General features: G+C 43.3%; 10 protein-coding genes. 9 read left to right on the top strand and 1 reads right to left on the bottom strand.

Translation table 11 applies throughout. The features are described from left to right. The first annotated feature begins 10 nt into the window (after positions 1–10). From C510_RS0106435 to C510_RS0106405, 7 genes are all read left to right on the top strand, one after another. Positions 11–439, top strand: a complete 429-nt coding sequence (locus C510_RS0106435; RefSeq protein ID WP_018710520.1) for a biotin/lipoyl-containing protein — start codon at positions 11–13, stop codon at positions 437–439. Positions 440–441: 2 nt separating this feature from the next. After that, entirely contained in the window at positions 442–1,602 is a 1,161-nt protein-coding gene (locus C510_RS0106430; protein WP_018710519.1) for a sodium ion-translocating decarboxylase subunit beta, read from the top strand. 172 nt (positions 1,603–1,774) lie between these two features. Beyond that, positions 1,775–2,950 (top strand): MFS transporter, encoded by a 1,176-nt coding sequence (locus tag C510_RS0106425; RefSeq protein WP_022339170.1) that lies wholly within the window; start codon positions 1,775–1,777, stop codon positions 2,948–2,950. Positions 2,951–2,962: 12 nt separating this feature from the next. Then, on the top strand, positions 2,963–4,126 hold the full coding sequence (locus C510_RS0106420; RefSeq protein ID WP_018710517.1) for a DUF3843 family protein: 1,164 nt from the start codon (positions 2,963–2,965) through the stop codon (positions 4,124–4,126). A gap of 163 nt (positions 4,127–4,289) precedes the next feature. After that, on the top strand, positions 4,290–4,916 hold the full coding sequence (locus C510_RS0106415; RefSeq protein WP_018710516.1) for a nucleotide exchange factor GrpE: 627 nt from the start codon (positions 4,290–4,292) through the stop codon (positions 4,914–4,916). Between the two features lie 19 nt (positions 4,917–4,935). Then, positions 4,936–6,108 (top strand): molecular chaperone DnaJ, encoded by a 1,173-nt coding sequence (gene dnaJ, locus C510_RS0106410; protein WP_018710515.1) that lies wholly within the window; start codon positions 4,936–4,938, stop codon positions 6,106–6,108. A 192-nt stretch (positions 6,109–6,300) separates the two neighbouring features. Continuing rightward, on the top strand, positions 6,301–6,960 hold the full coding sequence (locus C510_RS0106405; RefSeq protein ID WP_022339173.1) for a hypothetical protein: 660 nt from the start codon (positions 6,301–6,303) through the stop codon (positions 6,958–6,960). 45 nt (positions 6,961–7,005) lie between these two features. On the opposite strand, the gene C510_RS0106400 is transcribed toward C510_RS0106405, so the two are convergent. Continuing rightward, entirely contained in the window at positions 7,006–9,228 is a 2,223-nt protein-coding gene (locus C510_RS0106400) for a beta-N-acetylglucosaminidase (RefSeq protein ID WP_026320129.1), read from the bottom strand. Positions 9,229–9,754: 526 nt separating this feature from the next. On the opposite strand from C510_RS0106400, the gene C510_RS0106395 reads away from it, so the two are divergent. Further along, positions 9,755–11,977, top strand: a complete 2,223-nt coding sequence (locus C510_RS0106395; RefSeq protein ID WP_425311416.1) for a glycoside hydrolase family 3 C-terminal domain-containing protein — start codon at positions 9,755–9,757, stop codon at positions 11,975–11,977. 253 nt (positions 11,978–12,230) lie between these two features. Next, positions 12,231–13,874, top strand: coding sequence for a DUF6377 domain-containing protein (locus C510_RS0106390; protein WP_025892445.1), 1,644 nt, complete (start codon positions 12,231–12,233; stop codon positions 13,872–13,874). The last annotated feature ends 248 nt before the right edge of the window (positions 13,875–14,122 follow it).

Genomic DNA, 14,122 nt, shown 5'->3' with positions numbered 1-14,122 from the left:
TTGTAATATCATGAAAGAATATAAATATAAAATCAACGGTAATCTCTATAAGGTTGCCGTAGGCGATATAGAAGAAAATCAGGTACATGTAGAAGTAAACGGTACTCCTTATACCGTAGAGCTAGAAAAGAAGGTCAGTCCGAAAATCAAACCGGTAGTGCGTACAGCTGCCACAACTCCGGCTGCTCCACCTCCTGCTGTGACTCGTCCGGCAGTGTCTGGCGGCAAGGCTGGTATCAAGTCTCCGCTTCCGGGAGTCATTCTGGATATCAAGGTGAAGGAAGGTGATGCGGTGAAACGCGGACAGACATTGTTGATTCTGGAAGCCATGAAGATGGAAAACGACATCAAGGCCGATCGCGACGGTAAAGTGGTTTCTATCAATGTCAGCAAGGGAGAATCGATTCTTGAAGGTACGGATCTTATAGTCATTGAATAGTTATGGGAGAGTTTGCTAGTTTCTTACAGAATAACCTGGCCGATTTCTGGACATATACCGGATTTCATAATGCCACGATTCAGCACGTGGTGATGATTCTGGTCGGTATATTCTTCATTTATCTGGCCGTGGCAAAGGAATTTGAGCCGATGCTGCTGATTCCTATCGGTTTTGGTATCTTGATTGGAAATATTCCGTTTAATATGGAAGCCGGTCTGAAGGTTGGACTTTATGAAGAGGGCTCCGTCTTGAACATCTTGTATCAAGGAGTGACTTCCGGGTGGTATCCGCCGCTCATCTTCCTGGGTATCGGAGCTATGACGGACTTTTCGGCCTTGATATCGAATCCGAAGTTGATGTTGATTGGTGCAGCGGCACAGTTCGGTATCTTCGGAGCGTATATGATTGCTCTTGGATGGGGATTCGACCCGATGCAGGCTGCCGCCATCGGTATTATCGGTGGTGCGGATGGTCCGACTGCTATCTTCCTTTCTTCCAAACTGGCACCGAACCTGATGGGAGCCATTGCGGTATCTGCATACTCCTACATGGCACTGGTACCTGTGATACAGCCGCCTATCATGCGTCTGTTGACTACAAAGAAGGAAAGATTGATTCGTATGAAGGCTCCGCGTGCCGTATCGCATACAGAAAAGGTAATGTTCCCGATTGTCGGATTGTTGCTGACCTGTTTCCTGGTTCCTTCCGGTCTGCCTTTGTTGGGAATGCTGTTCTTCGGTAACTTGTTGAAGGAAAGCGGTGTTACCCGTCGTCTGGCAGAAACAGCCCGTGGTCCGCTGATTGATACCATTACCATCTTGTTGGGATTGACTGTAGGTGCCTCTACACAGGCATCCGAGTTCCTGACCGTTGATTCATTGAAGATTTTCGGTTTGGGTGCATTGTCATTCGTCATCGCTACAGCTTCAGGAGTTATCTTTGTGAAGATATTCAACCTGATTCTGCCGAAGGGTGATAAAATCAATCCGCTTATCGGTAATGCCGGCGTATCGGCTGTGCCTGACTCGGCACGTATTTCGCAGGTGATCGGACTGGAATATGATCCGAGCAACTACTTGCTGATGCATGCCATGGGTCCGAACGTAGCCGGTGTAATCGGTTCGGCTGTGGCTGCCGGTATCTTGTTGGGATTCCTGGTATAATCTTTCACTGACAGATAAGTATTCCGGTCAGGAAGAACAGGCTGTAGGCAGTTTGTTCTTTCTGGCCGGAATTTTTGTATTCCAGTGTGTCGGAAGGGCTTCGCGGAAAGGAGTTTCAGACTTACGTGTGGGGATTGTATCAACTTTCGCCGAAAATTCTTACCTTTGCGGCATGAAACGAATTTTGGAAGAGAATAAAGGGGTCCCTGCTTCTTTGCTATGGACACTGGCTATCATTTCGGGTATATCGGTGGCCAATCTGTATTACAACCAGCCTTTGCTGAATGTGATGAGCGAAGATTTGCATGTATCTGAGTTTACGGCCAATCTGATTCCGATGACTACACAGATAGGTTATGCGTTGGGCTTGTTGTTCATTATCCCGTTGGGGGACTTGTACAAGCGTCGGAATATTATTGTCATCAATTTCCTGTTGTTGGCTGTATCCTTGTTTTCTATCGCAGGTTCACCCAATATACATTTTATTCTGGCTGCTTCTTTGGTAACCGGTATCTGTTCGGTCATGCCTCAAATCTTTATTCCGATTGCTTCCCAGTTCTCGAAGCCGGAGAACAAGGCCCGGAATGTGGGGATGATGGTAAGCGGACTTCTTACAGGAATCTTGGGTTCACGGGTCATCAGCGGTATCGTTGGCGAATATTGGGGGTGGCGTACCATGTATTACATAGCTGCGGTATTGATGATTGGTTGTATCTTCGTCGTGCTGCGGATGCTGCCCGAAATGCCTTCCAATTTCAAAGGTACTTATCGGGAATTGATGCATTCTCTGTTCTCGCTTGTTCGTTTGAACCCGACTTTACGTCTGGTAGCTGTCCGTGCGGCTCTTTGTTTCGGTAGTTTCCTGACTTTATGGGCTTGCTTGGCTTTCAAGTTAAGCGGAGAACCTTTCCATGCAGGCAACAATATCATCGGTATGTTAGGACTATGTGGGGTCGCCGGTGCCTTGACGGCTTCAATAGTCGGTTCGTACGTTCGCAAATTAGGTGTACGTAAGTTGAACTATATCGGCTGTACGCTCATTATTTTGGCCTGGTGTATCATGTGGCTGTTTCAGACTACTTACATCGGATTTATTGTCGGCATTGTTATTATTGATATCGGTATGCAGTGTGTGCAGATCAGCAATCAGACTTGCGCGTTGTCCTTGGTGCCGCAGGCTTCCAACCGGGTCAATACGATTTTCATGACCACTTATTTCATCGGAGGTTCGCTGGGTACGTTCCTGGCTGGCACTTTCTGGCATGCTTTTCAGTGGGAAGGTGTGGTAGGAGTCGGCATCTTTCTGGCAGTCGTTTCTTTGACTCTGACATTTTTTACAAAGCATTAATTGATACAGTTTATGAATAAATCTGTAATTTATCCGAAAGAATGGTTGGCTATTCATCCATATACTTCTCTTCAACCGTCAGACAGCTATTTTGTACAATTGGCGAATGTTCTTTATGCTGCTTGCCGTATTTCCGGGCTTCCTGATTTTTTCCGCCGGAAAATGGCTCTTTATGTAGCTGCTTACCTGGAAGATGTCATATCCGGCTTGGGGCTTTGGCAGAGTTTTACAGCCGAGCATGAGCGGCTTTACGGGAAACGTCTTCCTTTCTATACACTTTCGTCAGATTACCTGAATGATGAAGTCAATGAAGAGGATATTCGTTTCTTGATATGGAATACATGGCAGAAGGCTCCTTTCCCTCATGAATATCTTCATCCGATGGATAGCAGAATAACGGACCAGGCACGCTGTTTCTATGAAATATTGGCCAAGGCCTACGAAGAGGCTCCGTCAAATGACTGGTTGGAGCATTGTATGGATGGTTTCAACAGTGAAAAAGACAGGGAGCGAAAACTGGACTGGTTGTTCGGACATTCATACCTGACAGAACCTTCCATGCTTCCTTACATCGAGAAAGTAACTCCATCCGACCGTTTTATTATTCCGGTTGGACCGTTGGCATTGTTTCTTCGGGAGATATTGAAAACCTTGACCGATAGCAATGCTTGGAAAGAGGTTCCCGGGCTTTATCCGCAAGAGCCGGAGTTATCCGATGAGCTCCTGCAGAAAAATGCTGAGATGCATAAGTTGTTTGTGGCGGGTACGCAGGGGAAAGAGAGGGTATATCTTTCCAATTACGACGAACTGCATCGTTTCCTTACGGAAGTCCTTCAATGGCCGGATGACGAAAACCATACTCTTCCTCAGATGAAACCGTATCGTAATTTTGTCTTGATGGTAGACTCTAGGAAAGGAATTCTGTTGGCAAAAGATATTTGCGAATACATTGCTGACCCTGATAATCGGCTTTACGATTCCCGAAAGGCGCAAAAGGAAGCTTTCCGCTTGCTTACGGAAGAGACGCTCTGTCCGCCTGACCTACTGACATATTGTATCAGAAACGGCTATTTGCCGGATGCTTCTTTCCCGGATGGAAGTGGAAGGGAATTGGTGCAGGCAAATGCTGATTTCGTAGCACGTCATGCTTTGCTTTACTATTATCGGGGCGATTAATACGGGATGAGCCAGTAAAAACGTCGATTTTTAAGGCAAAAAGGAGTGCCAGTCTGGCATCTTTTTACAATTTTAGTCGTGATTACCTAACTTTTGTGTAGTTGGGCATGAAATTTGTTGTGTGAAAGTGAATTTCCCTATGAACAATAAAAAATAAATAGATATGAGTACAAAAGAGAACAAACAGGCTCAGGAAGATATTCTGAAAGAGCAGTCTGAACAGACAGTAGATAATACTCAGACCGGAACTTCAGAAGAGGAAGCTGTGCAGGCTTCCGAGGCTGAAGAGCAGATTGAGTCTGAAGAAGCTCAGGAGTTGACAGCCGAAGAAAAGCTGGAGAAAGAGTTGGAAACTGTCAAGAAACTGGTAGAAGAACAGAAAGACAAATATTTGCGTCTGTCTGCAGAGTTTGATAACTATCGTAAGCGTACGTTGAAGGAAAAGGCCGAGCTGATTAAGAATGGAGGAGAAAAAGCCATAACTTCCATTCTGCCGATTTTGGATGACCTGGAAAGAGCCTTGCAGAATATGCAGAAGGCAGAGGATGTGAAAGCCATTTATGACGGCGTGGACTTGATTTATCAGAAATTCCTGAAGGAACTTTCTCATGAAGGTTTGAAGAAGATGGAACCGATAGGTGAGGCTTTCGATACCGATTATCACGAAGCGATTGCATTGGTGCCATCACCAAGTGAAGAGCAGAAGGGTAAAGTGCTGGATTGTGTACAGACAGGTTATACATTGAATGATAAAGTGATTCGTCACGCGAAAGTTGTTGTAGCTCAATAAAGAAAAAACAGATTCTGTCATGGCGAAAAGAGATTACTATGAAGTGCTGGGGGTTGAAAAGACAGCGTCAGCCGATGAAATAAAGAAAGCATATCGTAAGAAAGCTATTCAGTATCACCCGGATAAGAACCCGGGTGATAAAGCTGCTGAAGAGAAATTCAAGGAGGCTGCCGAAGCCTATGAAGTGTTGAGTAACCCGGATAAGCGTGCCCGTTACGACCAGTTTGGACATGCCGGAGTAGAAGGTGCCGCAGGTGCCGGAGGCTTCGGAGGTTTTGGTGGGCAGGGAATGTCTATGGATGACATCTTTTCAATGTTCGGTGATATCTTCGGTGGTCATGGCGGTTTCGGTGGCTTTGGCGGAAGTGCCGGTCAGTCTCGGCAGCGTAAGTTCCGTGGAGCGGATTTGCGTGTGAAGGTGAAATTGAACCTGAAGGAGATTTCTACAGGGGTAGAAAAGAAATTCAAGTTGAAGAAATATGTACAATGCAGTCATTGTCATGGAACCGGAGCCGAAGGTGATGGAGGGGTAGAAACCTGTCCGACTTGTCATGGTACCGGAAGTGTAACCCGTACCCAGCAGAGTATCTTTGGCATGATGCAGACCCAGACTGTTTGTCCGCAGTGTAACGGTGAAGGTAAGATTGTAAAGAACAAGTGTAAGGAATGCGGCGGTGAAGGAGTGGTATACGGCGAGGAAGTGGTGACCGTAAAAATTCCTGCCGGTGTCGCTGAAGGAATGCAGGTGACCATCAATGGTAAAGGTAATGCCGGAAAGCACAACGGTGTACCCGGAGATTTGCTGGTATTGGTGGAAGAAGAAAAGCATCCGGAACTGATACGTGATGAAAGCGACTTGATTTATAACTTACTGTTGAGTGTGCCTACTGCAGCATTGGGAGGAACGGTAGAGATTCCGACCATTGACGGTAAGGCGAAAATCAAGATAGAACCGGGTACTCAGCCAGGTAAGGTACTTCGTCTGCGTGGAAAAGGGCTTCCGAATATCAACAGTTATGGCTATAGCACCGGAACAGGAGACCTGTTGGTAAATGTCAGTGTCTACATTCCGGAAACATTGACTAAGGAGGAACGCCAGGCGTTGGAAAAATGGCAGGAATCTGAAAGCTTTAAACCGAATACCAGTTTAAAGGAAAAGATATTCAAGAAATTCAGAAGTCTGTTTGACTGATGATTTGATTGTTTGTGTGAGCGGGAAACAGGTAAGGAATTTATACTGTCTCCCGCTTATTTTTTCAATAAACAGAACTGTTAAAATTACGGAAGGTTCATATAATGCTTCTTGTATAATATTAAAAATCTGGTTGAAAGATATCGTGCGGAAGAATTATCCTTATATTTGATGCAGAAAATTGGAATAATCATGAAGAACTGGATATTATCGATTTTGGCTTGTCTGGCCACATGGACGGCTCAGGCACAAGTTGAGCAAAGTAAAGAGTTGGTACAGCCGAATGATACGTTGTTGGCTGGTGAATTGCAACCTGTTCAATCATTGGCTGCCGATACTCTTTCTGTTCCTTTGGTTTCTCCTGTTATACCACCGTCTGCTGCTTACAGTCCGTTTAGTATGTACGGTGTATCTCCATTCTCATATCACGGTTTCGGAACATGGGAACTTCATAAAGGGTTCAATGCCTCGTTAGGGATGAGTTTGACATTCAGTCCCAGTAAATACGCTCCATCCGGTGTAGGATTCGGTCAAGATGCGGCTTTCCTTTATGCACTACCTTTGAGTAACCGGGTGAGTATAGCGGGAGGATTGTATGCCAGTAACATGGATTGGGGAAGATACAATTGCCGGACAATTGGAGTAGCCGGTATAGCAGCTTTTAAGGTCAATGAACGGATTAGTATCTATGCATACGGGAATAAATCGATTATGCCTAAGCGTTCTCCTCTTTACTATCCGACAATAGATTTTAATCCTGACCGGCTAGGAGGATTGGTCAATTTCAAATTAGGGGAAAGCAGCTCCATCAGTGTCGGAGTAGAAGCCCAAAAATATTCGTACCTGCCTTGAAGAATCCAAAGCAGGTACGAGATTCATGATTTTGGGAAATAAGGTTTATAGTTCGTTAAAGCTGCAACGTTTGAAGTAGACTTTCTGCAACGTGCCTGAGGTATTCTTCAATCGGAACTGTACAACCTGTTCTGAACCGGCTTGGGCTACTAACAGTGTTTTGTTGTTGGCTGGTTTCAGTTCCAAAGTCTTCCAATTGCCGTCGGCAGTCTGTACTTCCAATACAAATTTTCCTTCAATGTCTAATGTTCCTAGATCCAGAACGATGTTGCCCAAAGTTCTCGGATAATCCATTGCAAGCGTCAACTGGCCGTTGGACTGCCAGAGAATCACTTCGTTTGAAGAGGATACAGCTCCGGTACGGCCTTTCCGACGGACAGGAAGCAGAGCGAGTTGAGATACATCACTGTTCAGGGTATAAGGTTGATATTCAGCCCGTGTATCCAGTTGGGTACCTTGCTGTTGGTTGTATCGGATGGTACTGGCCTCGAATAGAGAATTGAATGTAGGCATCAGGCATTTAGAGCCACTTTTTACTCCCGGTTGGTAAGGATTCTGGTTGTAAGTAGCATCTACTTCTCCCATCTGTACCTGTAATGCTTGTGCATGTGCGTAGGTTTCTTTGAAATCTTCCGTTTTTCCGGTAGCTTGCTCTTGAATCATCTGGAGTACCTGTTGTCCGTATTCTCCTACCAGCTTGAACTGAATCAGCCAGGGCTTGATTTCTTCAATCAGAGGGCGGTTGGTTTTGCTGGCCATCAGCATATCGGCAGACAGAATGATTTGCTGACAAGCGTCCGAAACTTCCAGATAAGCTTTTTCATCGATTTTACCTTCTTTCGTATAACTTTCCTGTAAAGCTTTTAAAGCCGGTTGCAAGGCTACGGATTCATCTCTACGGAATCCATGTCCGTTTTCTCCCAAATCGGAATTGTGGGCAGCAAATGTTTCCAAGTATTTGGCGTGTTGAGGCATCAGGTCTTGAATAGCCCGTTTCCAGGAATTATCACTGTCGTATGATTCAAGATTCCACGCATAATCGGCTATGCTGTACAGAGCGATTTTAGAAGCCTCGGCCCGTTCCATGGGGTTCGATACGAAAGCAGCCATATCGTCTTTGATGTCCAGGCCGTTTCCGTAGACCGGTCCCATCAGCAGATGGTCGCGCACGTAGTCGGATACGGGGAAATTCCACCAGATATATGCTTTCCGTTTCAATAATGGATTGATGAATTCCATGGATGGTTTATCTATGCAGGCAATTACCCGGTCGCCAGTCCACATGATTTGGATACCTTTGTTGAGTTTGTCTCCTAAAGTGGTCAGATAACCTCCCTTTACGTCCGACCAGGATTTGTTGTATTCCGTCGGACACATTACTAACGGAGCAACATCTCCTTTTACTTTCACAAAGTTGTCATCCAGGTAATTCAATAATTCTGCCTGTTTTTCAGCTTTGGTGCCTTCGCCGGAAATGTCATCGAAGAAAACGGCAAAGGCGCGTACTCCCAGTTCATACATGCTTTCGAATTTTTTCATGAGGGCGTCGCGGTCTTCCGTGTTCCAACGGATATCCTGTCCCGGATGGATAGCCCAATAGAAGATGACTTCATTTTCCTTTGCTTTGTCGACCAGTGCTTTCAGTTGGGCTGCTTCTTGGGGCGGATAAGGCTTACGCCAGTTAGGGGTACTGTGATAAGGGTCATCTTTCGGACCATAGAGATATACGTTCAGTTTGTTTTTACCATAAAATTCCAGTTGGCGCAGACGGGCGTCATGACTCCAGGGAGTACCGTAAAAACCTTCTACTACCCCACGATAAGGCAGATCCGGATAGTCGGTTACTTGTACTAACGGTAGTTTCGGAAGTGTCAGCAGTTGTGCCAATGTCTGTACTCCGTAGAACAAGCCTTGTTCGTCTGCTCCTGCGATAACTATCTTGTCCTTTTCAATGCTTAAGTAGTATCCTTCGGCCTTATGGGGAATATTTTTCTTATACTTATGAATACTTTTATCTCCTTTGATACCTAAATACACAGGAAATCCTTTCTCTTCGATTTGATTTTTCCATAGAGATTTTATGAGGGAGATAGCTGAAAGTCTGTTAGATTGAATGTTATCAGTTATCAGGGATATCTGATGAGGTATTTCCAATGAGTCTTGAGAGGTCACATACTCTTGGGGAGTTGGCTGTATCTGAAAACTTTGTGCGGAGATGTTTTGTAGTGCAAATAGTCCCAGTGCACTGGCCAGAATGATTCTTTTCATATTATAGGGTTATAGGTGAAACTAGAAATTTGAGATTTAACATCTTGAGTATGCAATATTCGTAAAATAACTTGATATTTGCAAATGGGCACTTGCAAAAACCGGTCGATGGATGTATGATTATATGCATTTCAGAGTTTTATATCGGATGCCATTGTCTACTCTTTATCCACTTTTTTAGGCCTTTATGTGCTTCTTATGTGTTTGATTATTAAAACTTTGGTTTTTGGTGGAATTCATATTTATCCTTATCTTTCTACCTTTTGGAAATAGATTCTGCATTTTTTATATCTTTGAAACAAAACAATGTAATGAAATCATGACCTTGGATTAATACTGATGAAAATACTTCTGCGATGTTATGCGGTCAGTATCAGATTATGTCTTTAATTATTTAAGGTTTGTTCTTTGATTGTGCTTTAGATGGTCTTGGTTGTTTTTAGAAAAATATTTATTCATATCTGAATTATTGATGATAGGATTGAATGAACAGAATCAGATGGCATTATTTTAAAATCAAAATATCGTGAAAAATTTTTTAGTCAGTTTGGCTTTTGTTGCTGTTTTACCTCTTTCTGCCCAACAGAAGCCTGTCTATTTAGATGAAAGTAGGCCAGTAGAAGAAAGGGTTGAGGATGCATTGTCACGTCTTACCTTGAAGGAAAAGATTGCTTTGGTACATGCACAGAGTAAGTTCAGTAGTGCAGGAGTACCTCGATTGGGTATACCAGATTTTTGGATGACTGACGGGCCTCATGGAATCCGTCCGGAAGTATTATGGGACGAATGGGATCAGGCAGGCTGGACGAATGATTCTTGTGTTGCATTTCCTGCATTGACTTGCCTGGCTGCCACTTGGAATCCTGAAATGTCTCTACTTTATGGAAAAAGTATCGGAGAAGAGGCACGTTACCGTAACAAGACTGTGCTTTTGGGTCCAGGTGTAAATATTTATCGGACACCTCTCAATGGGCGTAATTTTGAATACATGGGTGAGGACCCTTACTTGGCATCCCGTATGGTAGTTCCTTACATTGAAGGTGTACAGCAGAATGGAGTTGCAGCTTGTGTGAAGCATTTTGCCTTGAACAACCATGAGGTGAATCGTCATACCACGAATGTCATTGTTGATGACCGTGCTTTGTATGAAATTTACTTGCCGGCATTCAAGGCTGCTGTGCAAGAGGGTAAGGCATGGGCTATCATGGGTTCCTACAATTTGTATAAAGGGCAACATTGCTGTCATAACCAATATCTGCTCAATAATATATTGAAAGGAGAATGGGGATTTGACGGTGTTGTAGTTTCTGATTGGGGAGGCGTGCATGATACCGATCAAGCCATTACCAATGGTCTTGACATGGAATTCGGCAGTTGGACTAACGGGTTGAGTAGCGGTGCCAGCAATGCCTACGACAATTATTATCTGGCTATGCCTTATCTTCAACGCATACAGGAAGGAAAAGTCGGAACAGAAGAATTAGATGATAAAGTGAAACGTATCTTGCGTCTGGCTTTCCGTACTACAATGAATACTTCCCGTCCATGGGGAGCCATGCTTTCTCCTGAACATTATGAAGCCGCCCGACGAATCGGTGAGGAGGGAATTGTACTGCTTCAGAACGAAGGAGGATTGTTGCCGATTAATCTTGATAGGGCCAAGAAGATTGTTGTTGTAGGAGAAAACGCTATCAAGATGATGACTGTAGGTGGAGGTTCTTCATCGCTTAAAGTACAACGTGAACTTTCCCCTTTGGATGGAATCAGGCAACGTGTAGGTAATCGTGCAGAGGTCGTATATGTCCGTGGTTATGTAGGCGATGCCAGTGGCGAGTATAACGGTGTGATAACCGGACAGGACTTGAAAGATGACCGGACTCCGGAGGAGCTGATAGCTGAAGCGAAGACTGAGGCTGCTGATGCTGACTATGTGATTTTTATCGGTGGATTGAATAAAAGCAACAATCAGGATTGTGAAGATACAGACCGTGAAGGCTTGGGGTTGCCATACGGACAGGATGCTGTGATTCAGGCTTTGGCTGAAGTCAACAGTAATTTGATTGTAGTGAATATATCGGGTAATGCTGTTGCCATGCCTTGGGTAAAGGAAGTGCCTGCTATTGTGCAGGATTGGTATTTGGGTTCAGAAGCTGGCAGTTCATTGGCTGCTGTACTTATGGGAGATGTGAATCCAAGCGGAAGATTACCTTTTACTTTTCCGGTAAAATTAGAAGATAACAGTGCACATGCATTGGGAGAATACACAGGTGAACGTTCTGATTCTGTTATTGATATTAAGTATAATGAAGGTATTTTTGTGGGATACCGGTGGGCTGACAAGCAGAAGAAAGTGAAACCTCTTTTTGCTTTTGGACACGGGCTTTCGTATACGACGTTCGAATACGGAAAGCCTGTAGCAGACGCTGAAACTATGTCGGTTGATGGAGAATTGACTGTCAAAGTAACTGTCAAGAATACAGGTAATCGTGAGGGACAGGAAGTTGTGCAACTTTACATAGCCGATAAGAAGTCTTCCTTGCCTCGTCCTCTGAAGGAACTGAAAGGATTCAAAAAGATTAAGCTAGCCCCAGGAGAAACGCAAGAAGTATCTTTTGTTATTGATAAAGAATCTCTTAGCTTTTTTGATGATGTCAAGCATTCCTGGATAGCCGAACCGGGAAAATTTGAGGCTATCATTGCTGCTTCTGCTGTCGATGTAAAAGGAACTGTAGCCTTTGAGTTGAAATGAATTTCTGGTTCCCGTTAAGTTTTCTGCAGAAATTACGGGAAATGCATTTATTTGGTTTTCAATAGTAATATCTGTATAAAAATAATTTTATGGGAGTGTAGCCATTTGAGGTTGTACTCCCTTTTTCATCCGAATCATATTTTGTTGTGATTATTAGAACTTTTATGTTTCATCTGAATTATATTGGTTGTCTTATGGAATATGAATACTTTTTGTTACATTTGTATTACTGTTTATCGAAAATTTAACAGTTATGAGAATCAAAATATTTTTTCTTCTTCTGATAATAAACACGTTCTATGGATTTGCCCTTGATGCGAAGCTTGATTCATTGTTAAAGGTTTTGGACCAGGCTATTTCTCAGAATGAGTCGTTTACATCGATGCGGGCAGGTCAAATCAGTATGTTGAAGAATCGTTTAAAACAGGATTCTCTTTCATATGATGAACACTATCGGTTGAATAATGAATTATATGAAAGATACCGGTCTTATTTATGTGATTCTGCTATCTATTATTTGAGCAATAATATTAAGTTGGCCGATTCTCATGACGATGGAATACGTAAATCCAGCAGTCAGATAGCTTTGTCGTATTTACTGGCTTCATCAGGTATGTATATGGAAGCCGTTGATATGTTGAAACAGGTAGAACGCAGGTATTTAGGAAAAAAAGAATTGATTGATTATTATAACGCTTGCGATCATGTTTATGGAGAAGCAGGATTCTATACGCAGGCTGAAGATATAGGGAAGATATATACTGCCAGATCGGAATTGTATAAAGATTCTCTTTACCGGTTATTGGACCCTCACTCAGCATTGTATTTGATTTTGAAGGAGACCTCTTACCGTGATAGCGGTGAGCTTGATAAGGCGTTGTCGCTCAATAACGAAAGGCTTTTGAAGGCAGATGTGAACTCGCAGGAATATGCGTTGGTTATGTATAATCGGGCTTTGATTTATCGGGAGGCGGATGATCGGAATTCATACATGATTTGTTTGGCTTTGTCTGCCATTACAGATATCCGTTTGGCTACCAAGGACCATGCTTCGTTATGGATGCTGGCACAGGCGCTGCTTGATGCCGGAGATTTGGAGCATAGCTATCAGTATATGAACTTTTCGTGGAGCGAAACCCAGTTATATAATGCCCGTCTACGTGTGTGGCAAAGTATGGATGACTTGTCGTTAATCGGTGATACTTACCGGATGATGTTACAAGACCGGAATACACAGTTGAAATTTTATATTATTTGTGTATCATTGCTTTCTGTAGTAGTATTATTGGCGTTGTTGTTCATCTACAAGCAATTGAAGAAGTTGGCTGTCGCTCGTGAGAATCTGTTGAAAGCCAATGAGAAGTTGAATTTGCTGAATGCTGAACTGAAGCAGATAAATGAAGACCTTCAATCTGCCAATGAAGAATTGGCGGAATCTAATAAGATAAAGGAAGAATATATTGCTCGTTTCCTTCGTTTATGTTCCACGTACATTACGCAGCTGGATACTTTCCGTCGTTTAGTCAATAAAAAGATTTCTTCTAATCAAGTGGCTGAATTGTTTAAACTGACACGCTCGGATACGCTACAGGAAGAGGCACTTCGGGAATTGTATGCTAATTTTGATTCGGCTTTCCTACATCTTTTCCCTAATTTTGTGGAACAGTTTAATGAACTTTTGCAGGAAAATGAGCGTATCGTACCGAAAAGTGATGAACAGCTGAATACAGAATTGCGTATTTTTGCACTTATCCGTTTGGGGATTACGGATAGTTCTCAGATTGCCGAATTTTTGCGTTATTCAGTGAATACCATTTATAATTATCGTGCCAAAGTGAAAAATAAAGCACGTGTTTCCCGTGAGGATTTTGAAAATCTGGTACGTCGTATTCGCTGATAATCAATCGATTTTCCATCTATGTGTGTAAGGTCAGCATATAGACCAGTTTGAGTGAAACAGTTTTGTGTTGATAGAATCTTATATGTTACAGAACGTCCGTTCGTTTGAGGTAAAATGTCCGTTCGTTTGAAGTGAAATATCCGTTCGTTTAGGGTGAAACATCCGTTCGTTTAAAATACTATGGATATTGTATTTGAAAAACGGAAAGAAAGAGCTTCTAAGGTGTTATATATATAAGATGATGG

It is taken from the genome of Phocaeicola barnesiae DSM 18169 = JCM 13652, from assembly GCF_000374585.1.
In the GTDB taxonomy this organism is placed as follows: Bacteria; Bacteroidota; Bacteroidia; order Bacteroidales; family Bacteroidaceae; genus Phocaeicola; species Phocaeicola barnesiae.
Note: the sequence above shows the minus strand (reverse complement) of the source record. Positions and strands in the feature narration are given on the sequence as shown.